24 protein-coding genes are annotated in these 22,642 nt (G+C 58.0%); 7 read left to right on the top strand and 17 right to left on the bottom strand.

Annotation, left to right across the window (positions count from 1 at the left end; all coding sequences use genetic code 11):
- The first annotated feature begins 4 nt into the window (after positions 1-4).
- Entirely contained in the window at positions 5-2,482 is a 2,478-nt protein-coding gene (gene infB, locus ACR0D6_RS10035) for a translation initiation factor IF-2 (protein ID WP_170653861.1), read from the top strand.
- Positions 2,483-2,895: 413 nt separating this feature from the next.
- Here infB and ACR0D6_RS10040 read toward each other — a convergent pair whose 3' ends face one another.
- The 15 genes from ACR0D6_RS10040 to ACR0D6_RS10110 all read right to left on the bottom strand — a co-directional run bounded on the left by ACR0D6_RS10040 (position 2,896) and on the right by ACR0D6_RS10110 (position 17,405).
- Complete coding sequence (locus ACR0D6_RS10040; protein ID WP_480765399.1) at positions 2,896-5,247, bottom strand: oxidoreductase; 2,352 nt, start codon at positions 5,245-5,247, stop codon at positions 2,896-2,898.
- A 98-nt stretch (positions 5,248-5,345) separates the two neighbouring features.
- On the bottom strand, positions 5,346-6,170 hold the full coding sequence (locus ACR0D6_RS10045; RefSeq protein WP_480765400.1) for an alpha/beta hydrolase: 825 nt from the start codon (positions 6,168-6,170) through the stop codon (positions 5,346-5,348).
- A 3-nt stretch (positions 6,171-6,173) separates the two neighbouring features.
- On the bottom strand, positions 6,174-7,061 hold the full coding sequence (locus tag ACR0D6_RS10050) for a tryptophan 2,3-dioxygenase (protein ID WP_170653866.1): 888 nt from the start codon (positions 7,059-7,061) through the stop codon (positions 6,174-6,176).
- A 50-nt stretch (positions 7,062-7,111) separates the two neighbouring features.
- Positions 7,112-7,504 (bottom strand): RidA family protein, encoded by a 393-nt coding sequence (locus tag ACR0D6_RS10055; protein ID WP_170653868.1) that lies wholly within the window; start codon positions 7,502-7,504, stop codon positions 7,112-7,114.
- Positions 7,501-7,908, bottom strand: a complete 408-nt coding sequence (locus ACR0D6_RS10060; protein ID WP_480765401.1) for an acyl-CoA thioesterase — start codon at positions 7,906-7,908, stop codon at positions 7,501-7,503. The genes ACR0D6_RS10055 and ACR0D6_RS10060 overlap by 4 nt, the downstream gene beginning before the upstream one ends.
- 1 nt (position 7,909) lies before the next feature.
- Entirely contained in the window at positions 7,910-8,599 is a 690-nt protein-coding gene (locus ACR0D6_RS10065; RefSeq protein WP_170653872.1) for a branched-chain amino acid ABC transporter ATP-binding protein, read from the bottom strand.
- Entirely contained in the window at positions 8,596-9,345 is a 750-nt protein-coding gene (locus ACR0D6_RS10070; protein ID WP_480765402.1) for an ABC transporter ATP-binding protein, read from the bottom strand. Before ACR0D6_RS10070 ends, ACR0D6_RS10065 begins: the two co-directional genes overlap by 4 nt.
- Positions 9,338-10,321 carry a branched-chain amino acid ABC transporter permease gene (locus ACR0D6_RS10075; RefSeq protein WP_480765403.1) on the bottom strand — a complete coding sequence of 328 codons (984 nt, stop codon included), beginning with the start codon at positions 10,319-10,321 and terminating at the stop codon, positions 9,338-9,340. Before ACR0D6_RS10075 ends, ACR0D6_RS10070 begins: the two co-directional genes overlap by 8 nt.
- Positions 10,318-11,238: a branched-chain amino acid ABC transporter permease gene (locus tag ACR0D6_RS10080; protein ID WP_170653878.1), complete on the bottom strand. Its 921-nt coding sequence runs from the start codon at positions 11,236-11,238 to the stop codon at positions 10,318-10,320. The genes ACR0D6_RS10075 and ACR0D6_RS10080 overlap by 4 nt, the downstream gene beginning before the upstream one ends.
- A gap of 50 nt (positions 11,239-11,288) precedes the next feature.
- Positions 11,289-12,428 carry an ABC transporter substrate-binding protein gene (locus tag ACR0D6_RS10085; protein ID WP_480450683.1) on the bottom strand — a complete coding sequence of 380 codons (1,140 nt, stop codon included), beginning with the start codon at positions 12,426-12,428 and terminating at the stop codon, positions 11,289-11,291.
- 172 nt (positions 12,429-12,600) lie between these two features.
- Positions 12,601-14,223 carry an AMP-binding protein gene (locus tag ACR0D6_RS10090; protein WP_480765404.1) on the bottom strand — a complete coding sequence of 541 codons (1,623 nt, stop codon included), beginning with the start codon at positions 14,221-14,223 and terminating at the stop codon, positions 12,601-12,603.
- Position 14,224: 1 nt separating this feature from the next.
- Positions 14,225-15,385: an acyl-CoA dehydrogenase family protein gene (locus ACR0D6_RS10095; protein WP_480765405.1), complete on the bottom strand. Its 1,161-nt coding sequence runs from the start codon at positions 15,383-15,385 to the stop codon at positions 14,225-14,227.
- 3 nt (positions 15,386-15,388) lie between these two features.
- Complete coding sequence (locus ACR0D6_RS10100; RefSeq protein WP_480765474.1) at positions 15,389-16,189, bottom strand: enoyl-CoA hydratase family protein; 801 nt, start codon at positions 16,187-16,189, stop codon at positions 15,389-15,391.
- A gap of 5 nt (positions 16,190-16,194) precedes the next feature.
- Positions 16,195-16,665 (bottom strand): MarR family winged helix-turn-helix transcriptional regulator, encoded by a 471-nt coding sequence (locus ACR0D6_RS10105; protein ID WP_480728508.1) that lies wholly within the window; start codon positions 16,663-16,665, stop codon positions 16,195-16,197.
- Positions 16,662-17,405, bottom strand: coding sequence for an SDR family NAD(P)-dependent oxidoreductase (locus ACR0D6_RS10110; RefSeq protein ID WP_480765406.1), 744 nt, complete (start codon positions 17,403-17,405; stop codon positions 16,662-16,664). Before ACR0D6_RS10110 ends, ACR0D6_RS10105 begins: the two co-directional genes overlap by 4 nt.
- 126 nt (positions 17,406-17,531) lie before the next feature.
- Between ACR0D6_RS10110 and ACR0D6_RS10115 the strand changes: the two genes are divergently transcribed.
- Positions 17,532-18,248 carry a cyclic nucleotide-binding domain-containing protein gene (locus ACR0D6_RS10115; protein WP_480765407.1) on the top strand — a complete coding sequence of 239 codons (717 nt, stop codon included), beginning with the start codon at positions 17,532-17,534 and terminating at the stop codon, positions 18,246-18,248.
- Between the two features lie 147 nt (positions 18,249-18,395).
- Here ACR0D6_RS10115 and ACR0D6_RS10120 read toward each other — a convergent pair whose 3' ends face one another.
- Entirely contained in the window at positions 18,396-18,974 is a 579-nt protein-coding gene (locus tag ACR0D6_RS10120) for a hypothetical protein (protein ID WP_480765408.1), read from the bottom strand.
- 365 nt (positions 18,975-19,339) lie between these two features.
- Here ACR0D6_RS10120 and rpsJ point away from each other — a divergent pair, with 365 nt between their 5' ends.
- From rpsJ to ACR0D6_RS10140, 4 genes are read left to right on the top strand one after another with little or no spacing between them, the layout of a single operon-like run.
- The gene (gene rpsJ, locus ACR0D6_RS10125) at positions 19,340-19,654 is read left to right on the top strand and encodes a 30S ribosomal protein S10 (RefSeq protein ID WP_008756422.1); all 315 of its coding nucleotides are present in this window, start codon (positions 19,340-19,342) and stop codon (positions 19,652-19,654) included.
- An 18-nt stretch (positions 19,655-19,672) separates the two neighbouring features.
- The gene (gene rplC / locus ACR0D6_RS10130) at positions 19,673-20,398 is read left to right on the top strand and encodes a 50S ribosomal protein L3 (RefSeq protein WP_155148662.1); all 726 of its coding nucleotides are present in this window, start codon (positions 19,673-19,675) and stop codon (positions 20,396-20,398) included.
- Positions 20,395-21,012 (top strand): 50S ribosomal protein L4, encoded by a 618-nt coding sequence (gene rplD / locus ACR0D6_RS10135; protein WP_155148664.1) that lies wholly within the window; start codon positions 20,395-20,397, stop codon positions 21,010-21,012. Before rplC ends, rplD begins: the two co-directional genes overlap by 4 nt.
- Entirely contained in the window at positions 21,009-21,305 is a 297-nt protein-coding gene (locus ACR0D6_RS10140; protein WP_008757532.1) for a 50S ribosomal protein L23, read from the top strand. Before rplD ends, ACR0D6_RS10140 begins: the two co-directional genes overlap by 4 nt.
- Positions 21,306-21,365: 60 nt before the next feature.
- Here the strand turns inward: ACR0D6_RS10140 and ACR0D6_RS10145 are convergent, their stop codons facing one another.
- Positions 21,366-21,746 (bottom strand): MarR family winged helix-turn-helix transcriptional regulator, encoded by a 381-nt coding sequence (locus ACR0D6_RS10145; RefSeq protein WP_480765409.1) that lies wholly within the window; start codon positions 21,744-21,746, stop codon positions 21,366-21,368.
- 149 nt (positions 21,747-21,895) lie between these two features.
- Between ACR0D6_RS10145 and ACR0D6_RS10150 the strand changes: the two genes are divergently transcribed.
- The gene (locus ACR0D6_RS10150; protein ID WP_480450667.1) at positions 21,896-22,477 is read left to right on the top strand and encodes a YceI family protein; all 582 of its coding nucleotides are present in this window, start codon (positions 21,896-21,898) and stop codon (positions 22,475-22,477) included.
- Positions 22,478-22,642: the final 165 nt, after the last annotated feature.

Genomic DNA, 22,642 nt, shown 5'->3' on the forward strand with positions numbered 1-22,642 from the left:
CTTTATGAGCGATAGTGACGGCAAAAAGACATTGGGTCTGCGTGGCGGGGCACGCCCCGGGAATGTGAAACAGAGTTTCAGCCACGGACGGACCAAGAATGTCGTGGTGGAAACCAAGCGTAAACGCGTGGTGGTCCCCAAGCCGGGGGCGGCCAAGCCGGGTGGCAGCGGATCTGCCCCGGGCGGCGATCCCTCACGCCGTCCCGCCGGGATATCCGATGCCGAAATGGCGCGCCGGTTAAAGGCGCTGCAGGCTGCCAAGGCGCGTGAGGTTGAAGAAGCCGCGCAGCGCGAGGCCGAGGAAAAGGCCCGCGAGGAAGAGCGCGCCCGCCGCCGTGCCGAGCAGGAAGCGAAAGAACGCGAGCAGCGCGAAGCTGAAGAGCGTGCGCGCCAGAAGGCCGAAGAGGAAGAGCGTAAGCGCAAAGAGGCGGAAGAAGCTGCCAAACGCGCTGCCGCAGCCCCGGCGCCTGAAGAGCCCAAGGCGGCACGTGCCCCGGCCAGCAAACCCGCGCCTGCTGCCACACCGCGCAAGCAGGAGCGTGAACGTGAACAGCGTGGCCGTGGCAAAGGTCGTGATGACAACCGTCGTTCCGGCAAGCTGACACTGGGTCAGGCGACTGGTGGCGAAGGCGGTCGCCAGCGCTCGATGGCGTCGATGAAGCGCAAGCAGGAGCGTGCGCGCCAGAAAGCCATGGGTGGTCCGGTCGAGCGGGAAAAGGTTATCCGCGACGTTCAGCTGCCCGAGGCGATCATGGTGTCCGAGCTGGCCAACCGTATGGCCGAGCGTGTGGCCGATGTGGTCAAGTCGCTGATGCAGATGGGCATGATGGTCACGCAGAACCAGACTATCGATGCCGATACGGCTGAGCTGATCATCGAAGAATTTGGCCACAAGGTGACCCGCGTATCCGATTCGGATGTTGAGGACGTCATCAAAGAGGTCGAAGACAGCGAAGAAGATCTGCAGGCGCGTCCGCCGGTCATCACCATCATGGGCCACGTTGACCACGGCAAAACCTCGCTGCTGGATGCAATCCGCGATGCGCGGGTTGTTGCAGGCGAGGCCGGTGGCATCACGCAGCATATCGGTGCCTATCAGGTGAAAACCGATGGCGGCACCACGCTGACCTTCCTGGATACGCCGGGTCACGCGGCCTTTACATCGATGCGTTCGCGCGGTGCTCAGGTCACGGATATCGTGGTTCTGGTAGTTGCCGCCGATGACGCGGTGATGCCGCAGACGATCGAGGCGATCAACCACGCCAAGGCGGCCGAAGTGCCGATGATCGTGGCGATCAACAAGATCGACAAGCCTGATGCGAACCCGGACAAAGTCCGCACCGATCTGCTTCAGCATGAAGTGATCGTCGAAAAAATGTCGGGTGAGGTTCAGGACGTCGAAGTGTCCGCCGTCACCGGTCAGGGTCTGGACGAGTTGCTGGAAGCCATCGCGCTGCAGGCCGAAATTCTGGAATTGAAAGCCAACCCGAACCGCGCCGCCCAAGGTGCCGTGATCGAGGCGCAGCTGGATGTGGGCCGCGGTCCCGTGGCGACCGTTCTGGTACAGAACGGCACGCTGCATCAGGGCGATATCTTTGTTGTGGGTGAGCAGTACGGTAAGGTCCGTGCGCTGATCAACGACAAGGGCGAACGCGTCAAGGAGGCCGGTCCTTCGGTTCCGGTCGAGGTTCTGGGTCTCAACGGCACGCCTGAGGCGGGTGACGTTCTGAACGTTACCGAGACCGAAGCGCAGGCGCGTGAGATCGCGGCTTACCGCGAACAGGCGGCCAAGGACAAACGCGCCGCTGCCGGTGCTGCGACAACTCTTGAGCAACTGATGCAGAAGGCCAAGGAAGACGAAAACGTCACCGAGCTGCCGATTCTGATGAAAGCCGACGTTCAGGGTTCTGCCGAAGCGATCGTTCAGGCGATGGAGAAAATCGGCAACGACGAAGTGCGCGTACGCGTGCTGCATTCGGGCGTTGGCGCAATCACCGAGACAGATGTCGGCCTGGCCGAGGCCTCGGGCGCACCGATCTTTGGCTTCAATGTTCGTGCCAACGCATCGGCGCGGAACACTGCGAACCAGAAGGGTGTTGAGATCCGCTATTACTCGGTGATCTATGACCTCGTGGACGACGTAAAAGCCGCAGCCTCAGGCCTGCTCAGCGCAGAGATTCGCGAAAAATTCATCGGCTATGCCGAAATTCGCGAAGTCTTTAAGGTCACGGGTGTCGGCAAAGTGGCCGGCTGTCTGGTGACCGAGGGTGTTGCCCGTCGTTCGGCTGGCGTCCGCCTGCTGCGCGACAACGTGGTGATCCACGAAGGTACGCTGAAGACGCTGAAACGCTTCAAGGACGAAGTGACCGAAGTTCAGTCGGGTCAGGAATGCGGTATGGCGTTCGAGAACTACGACGATATCCGCGCAGGCGACGTGATCGAAATCTTCGAGCGCGAGGAAGTCACGCGTACGCTGGACTGATCTGCGGATAATTGGCGAAAATAAAAAACAGCGGCCCTTTGTGGCCGCTGTCTTTGTAAGAAAAAGGGGGATGAAAATTCATCCCCTACTTGTTCGTGAGTGGGGGTGTAACCGCTGGTTAAGCGGTTTGCTCAGAAAAGTGCAGAACATACCGGTCCATTGGCATGAGAAACCCAAGTCAATCGTCCGGAGAATTCTGAACAAAGTCCATCAGAATCGATGACACACGATAGGTGTCGAGATTCTTCAGTGCATCACTCCTCTTTCGGGAGTTTGCATAAAATAAATATACGCCAAAACCTGAACATTTCACTTCACAATTCAGCCAAATCCAAAAAAGTGATCATGCAAACAGGGGATATCACGCGCAGAAACTCCTGTACTGTTCACCCAGACGGTAAGTTGCATGCGGGTTACAACCCTCTGATATGACGACCGGGTGCGGCTTTGCGCTGCAGTTCCTGTAACTTTTCACGCGATTTTTCGGTTTCACGAAAGGCCTGCGCGCCACCACTCAGGTATTGTTTGGGCCAGAACGCATCGTTGCGTGCACCGTACCAAGCGGCGGCCTGATGCGTGAAATATGGGTTCCAAAGATGCGGGCGCCCGATGGCCACCAGATCGGCGCGGCGGGTGTGCAGAATGGTGTTGACCTGTGCCGGTTCGGTGATCGCACCGACCGCCATGGTGGCGATTTTGGGTAGGTTGCGAACTGCTTCGGCCAGATGGGCTTGAAACATGCGGCCATATACGGGCTGCTGATCCGGGACCGTTTGCCCGGCAGAGACATCAATCAGATCACATCCCGCATCGCGGAAGGCTTCGGCAATTCTGATCAACTCAGCTTCGGTCACCCCGCCCTCTTTCCAGTCGCTGCCGGACAGGCGAACCGACATCGGACGTTCGAGGGGCCAGACCTCACGCATGGCCGCAAAAACTTCCAGCGGGAAACGCAGACGGTTTTCCAGACTGCCGCCGTATTCGTCCTTACGATGATTGGTCAGGGGCGACAGGAATGACGCGAGCAGGTATCCGTGCGCGCAATGAAGCTCCAGCATATCGAAACCAGCACGAGCAGCACGTTGAGTGGCCTGCACAAATTCTTCCTGAATCTTCGTCATTCCAGCCCGATCCAGTTGTTCCGGCACCTGACTCTCGCCATCAAACCACGGGATCGGTGACGCCGACACGAGTGGCCAGTTTGCGGCCGGGTCAGCTATGGGGTGATCCATCCGTTCCCATCCCAGCTGGGTCGATCCCTTGCGCCCAGAATGGCCCAGTTGCATTGCAACCTTGGCTGCGGAATTGGCGTGGATGAAATCGACAATCTCTTTCCACCTCGCCTCATGTTCATCGGTCCACATGCCCGGGCAACCTTCGGTAATGCGCGCGGTCGGCGACGTGCAGGTCATTTCGGTGTAGATCAGCCCCATGCCTCCGGTCGCGTGACCGCAGTAATGAACCTTGTGCCACTCGGTCGGATTGCCGTCCTTGTCCGCCGAATATTGCGCCATCGGCGACATCACCACCCGGTTACCCAATTCCATGCCCCGCAGGGTAAATTTGGAAAACATCGGGGTAGGGCGGGAAACGCGCAAATCCTCTCCGGTTTCGCGCAAGTGGCGCGCGTACCATTCATCATCCGCCTTTCGCACAAACTCGGCGTCGCGGATCAGCAGGTTGTCATAGGTGATCGACTTGGCCCTGCACATCACCACCATGGCGAACTGATAAGGTTCCATGTCCCATGACCGGTTCATATGTTCGAACCACGCAAGCGAAACATCGGCATTGTGTTGGATAATCTGGCAGGGCGTGCGCCTCGCATCGTCATAGGCCTGAAAAGCCCTTTGCACATCGGATTCTGCGTGTTCAATCAGCGCATCGGACAAAGCGATGGCGCATTCCATCGCCAGCTTTGTGCCCGACCCGATCGAAAAATGTGCGCTGGCCTTTGCGTCGCCCAGAATGACGATATTGTCCACGAACCAGTTCTCGCAGAATATCCGCGGAAAGTTGCGCCAGTTCGACCGGTTCAGCAACAGGGGATGCCCCTGCAGTTCCTCGGCGAAAATCCTCTCCAGCTTGGCTTTGGATCCTTCTTCGTCCAACTCCTCAAACCCGTGGCCTTGCCACGTGGCCTCGTCCATCTCGAACACCCAGGTCGAATGGTCCTTGTCGTACTGATAACAGTGAGCGACCATCTGCCCATGTTCCGTTTCGCGGAAGAAGTAGTTGAATTCATCCATCGGACGGGTCGAGCCCATCCAGCAGAAGCGGTTCGATTTCCAGACAGTCGTCGGTTGAAAACCATCCTCATGGTGGTTTCGGATCGCTGAATTGATGCCGTCACTGGCAACGATCACATCTGAATCCGGAAACTGAGACTTCAGGTTTCCCGCATCTATATCGGCGCCAAAGGTCATATCGACACCCAGCTCTGCGCACCGTTCCTGTAAAACGCGCAGCAGGGTATGGCGTGACGTGCCGCAAAAGCCGTTTCCGGCGCATCGCATTTCCTGACCCTTGAAATGAATCGCCACGTCGTCCCAATAGGCGAACTGATCACGCATCCGGTCGAAAACCGGTTTGTCCCGGCTCAGAAACTCATCCAGCGTTTCATCCGAAAAAACGACGCCGAACCCGAACGTATCATCGGCCTGATTGCGTTCGAATACCTCGACCTGCCAGTCCGGGCGCGCCTTTTTGGTCAAAAGCGCAGTGTAGAGTCCGCCCGGACCGCCTCCGATCACCGTGATTTTCATTGCTGCCCTCCCCTGATCTCTGGTCGACATCTACCACGTCCAGGTAATTAATTTAAGTATAAAATATTTAAGCATGCATCACCTACCATGAATCCGGATTACCGCGCGCTCGTGAAGCTCGCGGAATGCAGGATGATGTCAAAGTGATGCAGCCCCTTTTGCAGATCGAAACTGACGGAATGGCCTGCCTTGCGCAAAAGTTCGGCGTATTCACGGCTTTGGCGGACAAACTCGGGCGTGTCTCGTTCGGCCACGGTAACCCTATAGTGCGGTCCGGGGGCTGGAAGGTTAAGAACCGGGGATAGCTCCCGAATCTCCTGCGCTGTAAGCTGTATCAGATCGTTCACCGGCGTTTGCGCGACGGGCTCCAGATCGAAGACTCCGCTGATCAGGATCACCTCCCGAACTGTCAAACCCGCTTTATTCAACTCATCTGCGGCGGTGGCCATGATCATCGCAGCCAGATGGCCACCCGCGCTGTGACCGGAAATCGTGATGTTTGACGGATCAAATCCCAACTCGTCGGCCCTCGACGCCAGCCAAAGCAAAGCCTGACGACATTCCGCTATCATCTCACCCAGCCGCGCATCGGGTGCGATCGTGTAGTTCAATGTGGCAAAGGCATGCCCGCTTTCCACAATCGCCGGTGCCATCATTGCCGAGTCGCGTTGGCTCAGTGCCTGCCAGTAGCCACCGTGAATAAACACGTGCAGTGGCGCGTCGGAATTACGGCTCGGGAAAAAATCCAGAACGTGCGTCGGTCCACTGCCATATTGCAGGTTCTCATGAACGGTCAGGCTTGCGCGGGCCTCGACGCTGAGCGCCGCATAGCTGGAAAGATACGGGGAAATGTCACCGCCTACCATCGAACTGGGCGAATACTCCTGTACCAGTTCCTCTTGGGAAAATCCGCGATAGAGCACGCCTCAGCTCTCCTGATTGTACATTAGTTCGGTTCGCATGTCGTATAAGTCGTGAAAGAACTTCAGCTCCAACGCCTTTTTCAGGAACGCCACACCGCTGGACCCGCCAGTACCGGGCTGCATTCCGATGACACGTTCCACCGCGGTGGCATGATCGAAACGCCACCGCTGAAACAGCGATTCCACGTCCATCAGTTTCTCTGCCAGCGCATACAAATCCCAGTACTTGTCGGTGTTGCGGAACACTTCGACCCAGATCTTCACGATGCGCGGGTCTCCAGAATAGGGCTGCGCATAATCGCGATCCAAAAGGTCCGCCGGAACATCGAACCCTTGGCGGGACAGCATGTGCAACACTTCGTCATACAGGGACGGTTTTGTCAGCGCCGCGTTCAGCATCTCCATGACCTCTGCGTCATGTTCGTGCACTTTCAGTGTCGAGATGTCCTTGTTGCCCAGAATGAATTCGATCTGCCGGTAGCCGTAGCTTTGAAACCCCGACGAGTTTCCCAATGCCGAGCGGAACGTCAGGTAATCGGCGGGGGTCATCGTCAGCAGCGTTTCCCACGCTGTAATCAGCTGCCGCTGGATTGCCTTGATCCGGTCGAGGTTCTTCATCGCCGGGCCAAAATCGTCCTGTTGCAGAAAATGACGCACCTCGACCAGTTGGTGGTGCATCAGTTTCAGCCACAGCTCACTGACCTGATGGATGATGATGAAAAGCATCTCATCCGGCTGGGCCGGGTCTTGAAATGTCTTTTGCAGGTTCAGCAGTGTTTTGAGCTGCAGGAAATCGCCATAGCTTTTGCGGTGCGTATCGGCGAAATCTGTGACCAACGTGTCCTCGATCCCGCGCTTGAGAAGTTTTTCTTTCTTGTCCTGATCCGCCATTTTCGTTCTCCGGTTCGCGGGTCTGTACCAGCGATGCTTTGCCTCGGGGCTTAAAGTTTCGCGGTGGCTTCGATTTCGACTAGCGCCTCATCCTCGACCAGCCCCGCAACGACAACCATGGTCATCGCAGGAAAGTTCCGGCCCATTACCTTTCGGTAAACCTCGCCCACCTCGCGCTGCCGGGCCAGATATTCACGCTTGTCGGTCACGTACCAGGTCAGGCGCGTGATGTTCTCTACCGAGCCACCGGCAGCCCGGACAACCTCAACGATATTTGACAGCGCCTGTTCCATCTGACCGATGAAATCATGGGTTTCGAACTTCTGTTCTGCAGTCCATCCAATCTGACCGCCCACATACAGTGTGCCGTCCTCGCTGAGGATACCGTTGGCATAGCCTTTGGCGGGCACCCAGCCTTCGGGGTGGATCACCTTGTTGCTCATTGCGGGTCTCCGATCATCTTAGATATTTTTTTGTGCACGTCTTTGGGCCAGGCCTCGGACGCGAATTTCCTGATATGCACCAGTGTTGCCCGTGCGCTTAGCCGCTTTTCGCCATCACAGGTTGCAACGATGACGAACTCGAAACTACTGCGCCCGATCCGGGTGGGTGTCAGTGTAAAGTCCAACCAATCCCCGTGGCGGCTGATCGCGTGAAAGGAGGTGTCGATCTGAACCGTCGGCGCGCCGGCTTCGGATTTGTGAAAATCTTCGAACGGATAGTGCAGGGCGTCAAAGAAAAACGCTTCGACACAATCGTTGATCATCTCGAAGTAGCGCGGGTAGAACACGATGCCTGCGGGATCGCAGTGCTTGAACAGAACTTTCTGACGCAAGTGATAGGCCATCTCACACCCCCAGATATCGGTCGGTTACATCGGCCGTCAGTGCGGACATCGCGCCGTGCCAGACGGTCTCGCCACGTTGCAATACCACGGCTTCATCCGCGACTTCGGCCAATTCCCGCAGTGATTTGTCCACGACCAAAATGGCCAGACCGGTTTCCCGTTTTAGCGTTGCAATGGCCGCCCAGATCTCCTGCCGTACGATCGGGGCCAGTCCTTCGGTGGCTTCGTCAAGGATCAACAGGCGCGGGTTGGTCATCAGGGCACGCCCGATCGCCAGCATCTGCTGTTCCCCGCCAGACAGTGATGCCGCAGATTGCGTGCGACGTTCTTCAAGCCGCGGGAACAGTTGCGCGATGCGTTTCAGGTCCCAATGACCCGGGCGCGCGGCGGCTGTCAGGTTTTCCTCAACGCTGAGGTTTGGGAAACACCGGCGGCCCTCCGGCACAAGCCCCAGCCCCAGACGGGCTGCTTTGTGGCTGGGCAGGCGGCGCAGGTCCTGACCGTCGAACATCAGCTCACCGCCTGCCGTGGGCAACATTCGCAGGATGGTTTTGATTGTCGTCGTCTTGCCCATCCCATTGCGCCCCATCAGGGCGACAACTGCGCCTTCGTCCACGCGCAGGCTGACCTTGAACAGGGCCTGTGACGCGCCATAGAAGGCCGAGATATTGGTCAGGTTCAGCAGGCTCATGCGTCTTCCCCCAGATAGGCACGGCGAACTTCGGGGTGGTTTCTGATTTCGTCCACCGTTCCCGTCGCTATGACCTTGCCATAGACCAGAACGCTGATCCGGTCGGCCAACGCGAAGACCGCATCCATGTCATGCTCGACCAGCAGGATCGGGGCCTCATGCCGCAACTCATCCAGAAAGGTAGTCAACCGCTTCGACCCGCTGGCGCCCAGTCCGGCCATCGGTTCATCCATCACGAATGCACGTGGGTTCAGCGTCAGCGCCACGGCGACCTCCAGCTGACGGCGCTGCCCGTGTGATAGGTCCGAGGTGCGGATGGCCGCATGTTCCAGCAACCCCACCCGTTCGAGGGCTGCCTCGGCCATGTTCCGTAGGGTCTGATCACCCAGAACCGACCGGAAAAAACGAAACGGGCGGCCACTGGCCCCCAGCGCGCCCAGCATGGCGTTCTGAAGCACCGTGTCCTCCATCGCCAGCGCCGATATCTGAAAGGTGCGGCCCAGCCCCATCTGCGCGCGTTTCACCGTACCAAGTCCGGTTACGTCCTGCCCGAGGAAGTGAACCGTGCCACTATCCGGCTGCAATCCGCCCGCGATCTGCTGGATCAGCGTCGACTTGCCCGCGCCATTTGGCCCGATCAGGGCATGGATTTCCCCCGGATGCAGATCCAGACTGACGTCGTTTGATGCCTTAAGTGCGCCAAAGCTTTTCGAGATATTCCGAACTGCAAGGACAGGATCAGCCATGCTTGACCTCCTGACCGGCAAGCGTGCCGATGATGCCACCGCGTGCAAACAGGACTACGGCGAGCAGCAGAAGGCCGAGATAAATGTGCCAGAACTCGGACAGATCGCCCAGAACATGCTCAAGCGCAATAAACAGGGCTGCACCGGCAACCGGACCGAACAGCCGTGCTGTACCCCCCAGAATGATAAAGATCATGATCTCGCCCGAGGTTTGCCAACTGAACATCGTCGGACTGACAAAGCGGTTCAGATCGGCGAACAGTGCACCCGCAAGGCCGGTCATCATGCCCGAAATGACAAAGGCCGTCAGACGCAGGCGATAAGGGGTAATGCCAATGGTTTCGACCCGTTCGGGGGTCTGTCGTGCTGCGTTCAGGGCCAAGCCGAAAGGCGATCTGGCCAACCGGGATGAGAACAGAAGCGCGAGCATCAGGATCACATAGGCGATCAGGAAAAACTGGATCGGGTCCAGAGTGTTGAGCCCGGGAAAGCTGTTGCGCACATAGATCGACAGCCCGTCCTCACCCCCATATGCGGGCCAGCTGATGGCGAAGTAATAAAGCATCTGGCCAAAGGCGAGGGTGATCATGATGAAATAGACGCCCGAGGTGCGCAGCGACAGCGCACCGATTACCAATGCGGCCAGCGCCGACGCAACGATGGCCGTCAGCCAGATCACCGGCATGGATTTTGTGCCTTCGATCAGAAACGGCGATTCCATGAGGGGTGCATAGCTTTGCGCGTGACTGGCCAGAATGCCCATCGCATAACCGCCGATGCCAAAAAACGCGGCATGACCAAGGCTGACAAGCCCGCCAAGACCAAGCGCAATGTTCAGGCCAACACCGGCCAGCGCCAGAATTGCCACGCGCGTAGCCAGCGTGATCATGAACGGTTCATCCGTGAAATAGGCCCACAACGGAAACAGCAACAGCCCGAGGCCCAGGGCGGTGTTGAATATTCTCTCGCGGCTCATGCGCGTGCTCCGTAAAGGCCAGTGGGTTTCACGATCAGTACCGCAGCCATGAGGATATAGATCAGCATGGAGGCCAGCGCCGAACCGACCGCCGTGGCCGAGGCAGGATCCATGAACAGTTTGAAGGTTTCCGGCAGCAGAACGCCGCCCAGCGTGTCCGTCAGCCCGACAAGTATCGATCCGACCAGCGCGCCCTTGATCGATCCGATGCCGCCGATCACGATCACGACAAAGGCTAGGATCAGCACCGGTTCCCCCATCCCGACCTGTACCGACTGAATGGCGCCGACCAGGGCACCGGCCAGCCCGGCAAGTGCTGCGCCCAGAGCGAATACGATCGTGTATAGCCGGTTGATGTCGATCCCAAGGGCTGCGATCATTTCCCGGTCACTTTCGCCCGCCCGTATCTGCACGCCCAGTCGGGTTCGGGAAATCAGCAGGAACAGCCCCAACGCGATCAACAATCCGACGGCAATGATGGTCAGACGATAGATCGGGTATTCGATGCCGCCGGGCAGGGTGACGGGGCCGGAAAGCGCAGGCGGAATATTAAGATAAAGCGGGAACGACCCGAACACCCATCGCGTGCCTTCGGAAAAAATCAGGATCAGCGCAAATGTCGCCAGCACCTGATCCAGATGATCGCGCTTATAAAGGCGCCGGATCACCAGAACCTCAACCAGTGCCCCGGCCGCTGCGGCTGCAGCAAGGCTGGCCGCCAGTGCCAGAACGAAACTGCCGGTTGCGGCCGCGGTTGCGGCGGCGGCAAACGCGCCAATCATGAACAATGAGCCGTGCGCGAGGTTGATCAACCCCATGACGCCGAACACAAGCGTCAATCCGGCAGCCGTCAGAAACAGCATGACCCCGAATTGCAGACCGTTCAGGATCTGTTCGATCAATAGAATGAAGGACATTTCTCTACCCTGAAGGATGGCGCAGGATCAGCCCCTGCGCCACCGGGTTCTTACATGCTGCACTCGCCCGCATAGGCGTCCGCGTGATCTTCTAATGCGACACCAAGGATCTTGTTGGTGAACACATCGCCTTCCTGCACCACTTCACGGACATAAATGTCCTGAATGGGGTGATGGTTCGGACCGAACTTGAAATCGCCACGAACCGAGTCGAACTCGGCTGCTTCTAGCGCCGCGCGGAATGCGTCCTGATCTTTGACGTCGGCCTTGGCCATCGCGGACAGGATCAGATTCGCGGTGTCAAAGCCCTGGCTCGCATAAAGCGACGGCAGGCGGCCATATTCGGCCTGAAACGCCTCGACAAAGGCCTTGTTTGCGGCGTTGTCGATATCCTTGTTCCACTGGCTGGTGTTCTTCACGCCCATCGCAGCGGCACCGACGGCCTGCAGAATGCCCTGATCAAAGGAAAACGCGGGTCCAACCACTGGCAGGTCAACGCCGCTGTCGGCATATTGCTTGAGGAAGGAAATCCCCATACCGCCGGGCAGGAAAAAGAACACGCTATCCGCGTCTGATGCACGGATCTGTGCGATCTCGCTGGCATAATCCTTCTGGCCCAACTTGGTATAAATCTCTCCGGCCAGATCGCCCTGATACATCCGCTTGAAACCGGCCAGCGCATCCTGTCCGGCTGGGTAGTTGGGGGCCAGGATGAAACTGTTCTTCAGTTCGGCGGAATTGGCATAGGCGCCCGCCGCCTCATGCAGGTTGTCATTCTGCCATGCCACGTTGAAATAGTTCGGATGGCACCCCTTTCCTGCCAGCGCCGACGGGCCGGCGTTGGGCGACAGATAGAATTTGCCCTGTGCCGTGGCCGAAGGCACCACGGCCATCGCCAGATTGGACCAGATGATGCCGGTCAGGATATCCACTTTGTCGGACTGGATCATCTGATCGGCCAGTTGCACGGCGATGTCCGGTTTGCGTTGATCGTCTTCGATGACCACTTCGATATCCGGGTTGCCTGCCTGTTTCACGGCCAGCATGAACCCGTCGCGCACGTCGATGCCCAGACCGGCCCCGCCGCCGGAAAGGGTGGTGATCATTCCGACCTTGACCGGTTCGGCCAGTGCCATACCGGCGGTCATCAGGGCGGTCGTTGCCGCCAGCAGCAAGGATTTGGTTTTCATCATTGTCTTCCCCTGTTGAAGGTCAAATGCGAAGGTTTTACGCAGCACTCTTCCGAGCGCCGTCCGGGATATCCCGCCGATCCCTTCAAATCGGACAGGTTGATTTCAATGCACGCGTAGGTGCCTGCATCCGGCAAGCTAAAGGGTTTCTCGCAGGGTGCAACCGTTTGGATCATCTCGCATTCTCGCGCAGCTGGAACCGCTGGATCTTGCCCGTGGCTGTCTTGGGCAGCGTATCCGTAAAGACGACACTTCGCGGATACTTGTACGGTGCGATGGTTGCCTTGACGTGATCCTGCAGAGTTTTGATCGTATCTGCATCGGGGTGATGGCCCTCGGTCAAAACCACATGGGCCTCAACGATATTGCTGCGCGCCTCATCCGGCTTGGCCACCACAGCGCATTCCGCGACTGCGGGGTGCGACAGCAGCGCCGCTTCGACCTCGGGACCCGAGATGTTGTAGCCCGAGCTTTGGATCATGTCGTCGTTACGGGCGGCAAAGTGCAGGTATCCGTCGGGATCCATGGTGAAGCTGTCGCCGGTGATGTTCCAGCCGTTCAGAACATAATCCCTCTGGCGTTCGTCGTTCAGGTACCTGCACCCTGTAGGGCCGCGAACGGCCAGACGGCCAACTGATCCTCTTGGTACTTCCTCTCCATCGTCGCCAATGACTTTCGCTTGATACCCTGTGACGGGCCTGCCGGTGCAGGCCGGGCGGTGGTCGGAAAAGCGATTGGTGACAAAGATATGTAGCAGTTCCGTTGCGCCGATCCCGTCCAGCATCGGTTTGCCGGTCTTGGCCATCCAGTCGTCATAGATCGGGGCGGGCAGGGTCTCGCCTGCTGAAACGGCGGCACGCAAACTGGACAGATCGGCACCTTCCTCCATCGCGGCCAGCATGGTGCGATACGCGGTGGGCGCGGTAAAACACACCGTAGCTTTATAGCTCTGAATGATTTCGATCAGGTTCGGCGGTGAAGCGTTCTCCAGCAAGGCGGCGGCTGCGCCGAACCGCAATGGAAAAATGGCCAGCCCGCCAAGACCAAATGTGAAGGCAAGCGGGGGCGAGCCCACGAATACGTCCTCGGGGGTCACCTTCAGCACCTCTTTGGCATATCCGTCCGCGATGATCAGCAGGTCGCGGTGAAAATGCATGGTCGCCTTTGGCGATCCGGTGGTGCCCGAGGTGAAACCCAACAGCGCCACGTCATCCTGACTGGTTTCCACCGCGTCGAATTGCACGGGTTTTTCCAACGCCAGCCGGTCAAGTTCGGCATCGTGGTTGGCCGTGCCGTCGAACCCGACCACGGTTTTCAGATATCCGGAGGCTTTGGCGCAGGCGACCAGTTCATCCTTGAGGCGCGTATCACACAGCGCATGACTGATTTCTGCCTTGTCCACGATGGCAGTTAATTCGCCCGCGCGCAGCATCGGCATCGTGTTTACCACTACCGCGCCGACCTTGGTCGCGGCCAGCCAGCAGGCCACCATCGCCGGGTTGTTGGCCGAACGGATCAAGACGCGATTGCCGGGTTTGACGCCAAGGTTCTCGACCAGAACATGCGCGATCCGGTTGCTCCAATCCGCCAGCTCCTTGTAGGTGCGTCGCCGCCCGTTGCCGATCAGCGCGGTGTGATCGCCAAAGCCCTTCTCGACCATCCTGTCGGTCAGTTCGACCGCCGCATTCAGTTTGTCGGGATAGTCGAACCCATCCAGCAGTAGGTCGGGCCATTGATCCGCAGGTGGCAGGTTGTCCCGTGCGAATGTGTCGGTATGGGCCGAAGGTCCGAGCATGTCATCCTCCCTGATGTGCTCCAAGCGTCTGCCGTGCAATCACAACGCGCTGAACGTCCGAGGCGCCTTCGTAAATGCGTAGCGCACGAATTTCCCGATACAGTTTCTCGACGGTTTCACCGGACTTCACGCCTTCGCCGCCGAATAGCTGTACCGCCTTGTCGATGATCTGCTGGGCGTGGTCCGTGGCAAACAGCTTTGCCATCGCGGCCTCGCGCGTCACGCGGGGTGCACCTGTGTCTTTGGCCCATGCCGCGCGATAAACCAGCAGCGCGGCCGCATCCACGTCCAGCGCCATGTCCGCAATATGTCCCTGCACCATTTGCAGCTCAAACAGCGGCGCTCCACCGATCTGGCGAGTGGTCACCCGGCTCAGCGCCTCATCCAATGCCCGGCGGGCAAATCCCAGCGCAGCGGCGGCCACTGTGGAACGGAACACATCCAGCACCGACATGGCGATTTTGAAACCTGCGCCCGGCGCACCGATCATCGCGGTTGCGGGTATCCTGCAATCGGTAAACCGCAATGTCGCAAGCGGGTGCGGAGCGATCGTGTCCAGCCGCTCGACAACCTCGAAACCAGGCAAACCGGCAGGAACGACAAATGCGGACAGACCTTTTGCCCCCGGCGCCTCGCCGGTACGGCCGAACAGGGTATAGACATCTGCAATGCCGCCATTCGAAATCCAAGTCTTTTCGCCGTTGAGGACAAAATCGGCGCCGTCCCGTGTCGCTGTCATCGATGAATTCGCTACGTCGGACCCCGATTGAGGTTCGGTCAGTGCAAAGGCCGAAATTGCTTGCCCCGAACGGGTCAGCGGCAGCCATTCGGATTTCTGCGCGTCTGACCCGAAGAGCGAGATCGCCCCGGTACCCAGACCCTGCATGGCAAAGGCAAAATCCGCCAGCCCGTCATATCGCGCAAGCGTTTCGCGGATCAGACACAGGCTGCGCACATCCAGCGGGCCGCCATCAGGCGTCACCGCCGTATGCGTCAGCCAGCCATCGCGCCCAAGCGACGCGACCAGATCGCGGCACGCCTGATCCGTATCCGAATGATCGATCCCGCCCAGTTCAGCATCGGCCCACTGATCCAGCATGTCCGCCAGTTCGCGATGTCTGTCGTCAAAGAAGGGCCAACTCAGAAAGGACCGGTCGGGCATGGCTCAGTCCCCCTCAAATACTGGCTTTTCGCGAGCCACAAAGGCGTTAAACGCTCGTTCGAAATCGCCAGTTTGCATGCAGATCGCCTGTGCCTGCGCTTCAGCCTCGATGGCCTGCTCGATCGACATGGACCATTCCTGCGCCAGCATGGTCTTGGTCATCATGTGTCCGAAATTCGGACCTTCGACCAGCCGGGCTGCCAATGCGCGGGCCTCACCCTCCAGATCGCTCGCAGGCACAAGGCGGTTGAAGAACCCCCAGCGCTCGCCTTCTTCAGCGCTCATCGAACGACCGGTATACAGCAGCTCAGCCGCGCGGCCCTGTCCGATGATCCGGGGTAGGATGGCGCAGGCCCCCATATCGCAACCGGCAAGGCCGACCCGCGTGAACAGAAAGGCCGTTTTGGCCTCAGGCGTTGCGATCCTCAGATCGCTGGCCATTGCGATGATCGCGCCCGCGCCGACACAGATGCCATCCACCGCCGCAATGATGGGTTTGCCGCAATTCACCATCGCCTTGACCAGATCTCCGGTCATGCGGGTAAAGGCCAGCAACTCTTTCATATTCATCCGCGTCAGCGGCCCGATGATGTCGTGAACATCGCCGCCGGAACTGAAATTGCCCCCGTTCGAAGTGAAAATCACCGCCTTCACATCGTCCGAATACACCAGATCGCGGAACCAGTCGCGCAACTCAGCATAGCTGTCGAATGTAAGCGGGTTCTTCCGTTCGGGCCGGTTCAGCGAGATCGTCGCGATACCATCCTCGATATGGCATAGGAAATGAGTGGTCTCGCTGCGCATATCGGTCATGTGTCCTGCTCCGCTGCCGTCAATAAGTCCTCCAGCCGCGCGCCCATCGCGCTGGCCTCGTCTGCGCTCAGCGCGCCCAGCATGTCATCGATCCAGCCCTCATGCGCTGCCGCCTGCGTTGCGAATTCGGCCTCTCCCTTTCGGGTCAGTCGCACCAGCGATGCCCGCCGGTCCCCCTCGACCGCGACACGCATGACCAGCCCTTCCTCGACCAGCCGGTCCACGATCCCGGTCACGTTGCCGTTCGATACCCGCAACACGCCCGACAACTGGCTCATCTTCAGGCCGTCTTTGTGCCGCGACAGGGCCGCCATCACATCGAACCGTGGCAGGGTCGAGCTGAACTCGTCCCGCAATCTGGCACGCAACTGTGCCTCGATCCCGCGCGAGGTTTTCAGCAGTCGCAGCCACAGGCGCAGACGCTCCTTACTGGGGGATTCAGTGGGAATGGGGTCGGGCCGGGTCATATCTCGCCTCCGGACAGGGTAAGGGTGTGGCCATTGACACTGCGTGCCGCGTCCGAACACAGCCACAGCGCTGAGGCCGCCACTTCGTCAGTTTCAATGAACCGGTTTTGCGGGTTACCCTGTTTCAAGGCCCCTTCGGCTTGCTCGCGGGTCGCCCCGGTTTTGGCCATGATCGTTTCAACGGACCGTTCCAACAGCGGCGTCGCAACAAACCCCGGACAGATCGCGTTCACGGTAATGCCCGTCTGCGCCAGTTCCACCGCCAGCGACCGCACCAGCCCGACAACGCCATGTTTAGCTGCGCAATAGCCGGACACATAGGGATAGCCCTTCAGACCGGCGGTCGAGGCAATGGCGATCATCCGACCCTTGCCCGCATCACGCATGTCACCCAGAACGGCCTGAAAGCAATGAAACACACCGCTCAGATTGACCGCCAGCGCATCCGAGAAATCCCCGGGCGACATCGCTGCAAAAGGCTTGCTGGGTGCGGCCCCAGCATTTGCGATTACCGCTGAAACAGGTCCGTTTTTCGACCGGGCGGCCTGAAACGCCGCCTCAACCTGCTCAGGCTCTGTAACATCGCAGATCTGAAACGGCAGGTTCTGTGCGACCAGCGCATCCCGGCTGCGCCCCATGATGGTGACGCGCGCCCCGGCATCCGAGAGCTGTCGGGCGCATTCCGCCCCAACCCCGGACCCGCCGCCGGTCACAACCACATGAGCATCGGAAAGAACCATTCTGCACCTCGCTTGAAGGAAGCGTAGCAAAGTGAAAGTATTTCAACAATAGAAATTTTGAGTTTAAAATAAATGTCGGAATCTGCCACCAATTGAGAAGGCAACAAATCCGGCTTTGCGCCTTGCGTGAACGAATTTACGGTAAGTCCCACGCGCAGGCCAATGTGGGGGAACGGAATGCTGGGGCTGGATATTCTGGTGAACGCCGCGAACATCTTCTACCTTTTGTCTTATTCCGCAAAAGATATTTTCTGGTTGAGGGTACTGTCGGTTATCGGCGCGGTTTTGCTGTTGCCTTATTATTACTTTCAAAACGCTCCCCTTTGGGCGCCGATCGGGTGGAACCTGTTTTTCATGGCCATCAACCTCTACTGGATCACACGGCTGTTGCTGGAACGCAGGCCCGTGCCGTTCAGTGACGAGGAGAGGCACCTCTACGAAATCGCCCTTCGCAACTTTACCGAGAGAGAGGCGTTCAACCTGCTGCATATGGGCACTCGGACATCTGTTCCCGCCCAAACCAAGCTGCTTAAACAGGGTACGCCGGTAAATGGCTTGTCGCTGATCATCGACGGCGAAGTCAGCGTCGAAATGAATGGTGAGGTCGTGGACAAGCTGGGTGAGGGCCGCTTTTTGGGCGGAACAGCGTTTCTGAGCAACGACAGGACTTTCGCCGCGCCGGTGACAGTCACGGCCACCAAACCATCACGCATCCTTGTCTGGGAGTTTGCAGCGTTGGAACCCGAACTGCAAAAAAACACGGACCTGAGGATATCGATTGAAGCCAGCCTCGGCCTTGAGATTTCGCGTTTCCTGCAGACGGCGAGGGCGCAGATTCCTTAAGGGTGGGGGTGGCCACTGGCCCAAGTGGGTGTTGAGAGCATATGTACTTCGAATGTCAAATAATGGTAGGCCGCTCCGAACCGTAGCGGCCTAATTCAAGAAGCGATCAACGTCTATAGGGTACCCTGCTATGCGACTGAATTAGTATCATTCAGTGTACATTCCTCGTTCAATACGGATGAGTGAATCTGCTTTCTTTCCACGACGCGTTCCGCTCCCATGGACTACGAAGGTAACTGACCCCTTCTTGAAGCCTTGTGTCTTGGCTTCACTGCGACGGCCCTTGTTGTAGGTGAGCGTAGCATCTTTGTATCCATTCTCATAGATCAACTGGTTAATGTGCTTAAATTGTGCCTTGGCATCCTCAATTAAGGGGGAGCCAACTTGAAATACGCATTGTGACCTATCCTTGTGGCTCGTTAAGTTCACGCGGATGTAGCCGTCGCCCACTTTTTTTCTGTAATATTTCCCGCGCTTTGTATATCCAGCAGACTCAAAGCCCAATTTGTCGACGCTGCCTGTTTCGAGATAGCGCAGACACATTGGCACCAACGCATTATCTTCCGCGACCAACTCGTTCTTGGTCTGGCCGCTGCTGGTTGTCGCGATCAGGCAGCCCAATATTGCTGATGAAATATAGCGTCGAATGTTATTATGTTTGCCTAGTTGCATTCTATCCTTGCTCCATGCAGCCAGCCAAACAGCTGGACGCATCTTCTTAACCATTGATACGTTGAGTTGCTCACCGATGGTCGCATAAAATCCACAACCATTGGGCCTTGCAATGGGAACCGTGGAACGCCAAACTACACCTTCACTAGTGTGATCAATCGACTACGCTTTTGGGTTGCTACCAGCAGACAAAAAAAGTTGCTTATGTTCTCGGCTTGCTCAAAAAGATGCCGCCTAACGGTGTAAATCTGTATTGGTATCACTTCCCCCTTGCCAAACACCCCCCGCCCCTGTAAATCGCGCGAGTTCTCAACAAGAACGTCAAGGCGGGGTGATTCCCGCCTTTTGGGTTCGAAGAGGGTTGGCGATGCGCGCTTGTCCTCCTCTCAACCCCAACGCCTGAATAAAAGGCTGTTAATATGCAAAGCCAAAATATCCGTATTCGGCTGAAGGCATTTGACTATCGCGTTCTGGATGCCAGCACGCAAGAGATCGTCAACACTGCCAAGCGGACCGGCGCGAACGTGCGCGGCCCGATCCCGCTGCCGAACAAGATCGAGAAGTTCACGGTTCTCCGTGGCCCTCACGTTGACAAGAAATCCCGCGACCAGTTCGAGATCCGCACTCACAAGCGTCTCTTGGACATCGTTGATCCGACCCCCCAGACCGTTGACGCGCTGATGAAGCTCGACCTCGCTGCTGGTGTGGACGTCGAGATCAAGCTGCAGTCGTAAGATCGGAGGGTATAGATTATGCGCTCTGGTATTATCGCAAAAAAAGTTGGCATGACCCGCCTGTTCATGGAAGACGGCAAGCAGATCCCTGTGACCGTTCTTCACCTGGACAACCTGCAGGTTGTTGCACAGCGTACCGCTGACAAAGACGGCTACACCGCCGTTCAGCTGGGCGCCGGTGCTGCCAAGGCAAAACGCACCTCGAAAGCCATGCGCGGTCACTATGCCGCTGCAAAGGTTGAGCCCAAGCGTAAGCTGGCCGAGTTCCGCGTCTCCGAAGATGGCCTGATCGAAGTGGGCGCCGAAATTTCGGCAGAACACTTCCTGGAAGGTCAGAAGGTTGACGTTTCGGGTACCTCGATCGGTAAAGGCTTTGCCGGTGCTATGAAGCGTTGGAACTTTGGTGGTCTGCGCGCTTCGCACGGTGTTTCGATCAGCCACCGTTCGCACGGTTCGACCGGTCAGTGTCAGGACCCGGGCAAGGTGTTCAAAGGCAAGAAGATGGCCGGTCACATGGGTGCTGCCCGTGTAACCACCCAGAACCTCGAGGTTGTCAAAACCGACGCCGACCGTGGTCTGGTCTTCATCAAAGGCGCCGTTCCCGGACCGAAATCGGGCTGGGTCACCGTCAAGGACGCCGTCAAGAAGAAAGCACCGGAAGGCCTGCCTTTCCCGGCTGCTGTGAAATCGGCTGCAACCGAAGCACCTGCGGAAGAAGCTCCCGCGGAAGGTGGTGAAGCATGAAACTTGATGTAATCAAACTGGACGGCGGCAAAGCCGGCGACATCGAGCTGAACGCCGATCTGTTCGGTCTCGAGCCGCGTGCGGACATCCTGCACCGTGTGGTCCGTTGGCAGCGCAACAACGCGCAGGCCGGCACCCACAAGGTAAAGACCCGCTCGGAAACCAGCTACTCGACCAAGAAGATCTATCGCCAGAAGGGCACCGGTGGCGCACGCCATGGTGACCGTAACGCGCCGATCTTCCGCAAGGGTGGTATCTACAAGGGCCCGACCCCTCGTTCGCACGGCCACGACCTGCCGAAAAAGTTCCGCAAGCTTGGCCTGCGCCACGCTCTGTCGGCCAAGGCCAAGGCGGGTGAACTGGTTGTGATCGAGAACGCCGAAGCCGAAGGCAAGACCGCCGCTCTGGCCAAGCAGGTTGCAAACCTGGGCTGGAAACGCGCTCTGGTCATCGACGGTGCGACCGTGAACGAAGGTTTCCTGAAGGCGTCGCGCAACATCGAAGGTCTGGATATCCTGCCGTCGATGGGTGCAAACGTTTATGACATCCTCAAGCGTGACACTCTGGTGCTCACCAAAGCGGCTGTCGAAGCACTGGAGGCTCGTCTGAAATGAGCGCGAAGGCAGAACACTACGACGTGATCCGCAAGCCGATCATCACCGAAAAGTCGACCATGGCGTCCGAAAACGGCGCGGTTGTCTTTGAAGTGGCGATCGACAGCAACAAGCCGCAGATCAAAGAGGCCGTTGAGGCGCTGTTTGGTGTGAAGGTCAAAGCGGTGAACACCACCGTGACCAAAGGCAAGGTCAAGCGGTTCCGCGGCCAGCTGGGCCGTCGGAAAGACGTCAAAAAAGCATATGTGACCCTGGAAGAGGGTAACACCATCGACGTGTCCACCGGTCTCTGATCGAACTCGTCTTTGGAAGAACACAAAACCCCCGCGAAAGCGGGGGTTTTTTTGTTGGTATCAGCTGCGTGTCGCCTCAAGAAACGAGTGCCACCCATCAGCACTGCCGAAGCCACGCATCATTTCGTGCAGCAGGGGGCCATAAATCGCCCACATACGTTTTCGAATGTCTTTTCCCTTGTCCGTGATCTGCAGGACTTTACCGCGCCGGTCGTTGTCAAATGAAACAAATTCAATCAACCCCTCTGCCGCCAGCCGCCTGCTCAAATGAGACAGGTTCGATTGTTCAAAAATTGTGTCCTGGGCAAGCTCAAAGGGGCGCAGTCGACCTCCATGTCGTTCGAGGGACCATAGCAGATCGTACCACTTCAGTGGCGGCAGGCCCGCGTCCTTCAGGGCCGCACTGACTTCTGTCTGAATAAGCCGGGTGGTCCGGTTCATTGCGACCCAGATGTCTGTCTCCAGCGGTGTTGGCAGATCATTCTTCACAACTTCGTGTTCACTTCAAATCTGATTGCGGTATTTCTTCGGTTCCAATAGATGAAAATTCATCTAAAATCCAGTACCTGTCGGATGAAAGGAATACCGCTATGACCTTTAAGTCTATGATTGCCGCCGCTGCCCTGACCGTCGCCATGACGCCAGCCTTTGCGCAGACCTACAAGACTGATCAGGGGCATACCGAAGTACGGTTCGGCTGGAGCCATGCAGGCGTGTCGAACCAGCATGGCGAGTTCACCAAGGCCGAAGGAGTGCTGGACCTGAACGCGGATGATGTCGAAGCTTCGACTCTGACCGTGACCATTGACACCAACAGCCTGTCTTCGGGATTTGGCCCTCTGGACGATCACCTGAAGTCCGCGGACTTTCTGGAGGTCGAAACCTACCCCGAGATCACTTTCGTCAGCACCGGGATTGAGCGGACCGGCGACACCACGGCGGATGTGACCGGCGACCTGACCATCCATGGGGTGACCAAGCCCGTGACGCTGAAAACCACGCTGACCCATCAAGGTGAGCATCCGCTGGGCAGCGCCATCGAATATTACGCGGGCGATTGGGTGGCCTTCACGGCGGAAGGAGAGATTGATCACACGGAGTTCGGGGTGGGACCATTCTCGACCGGACCGATCACCCTCCTCATCACAACCGAGATGAAGGCTGACGGGTAAATTCGCAATGGAGCTGTCGGAAAGACGTCAGGATTGCACATGTGGCCCTGGAAGAGGGCCACACATAGTCGTTTCCACTGGCATCAAATTGGTCCTGCGTTGGCCAAAATCATCAAGGCTCCCGGGAAAGCGGGGGCTTTTTTTTAGCGACAACACCGGATATTG

The organism is Ruegeria sp. BJ6 (assembly GCF_056537885.1).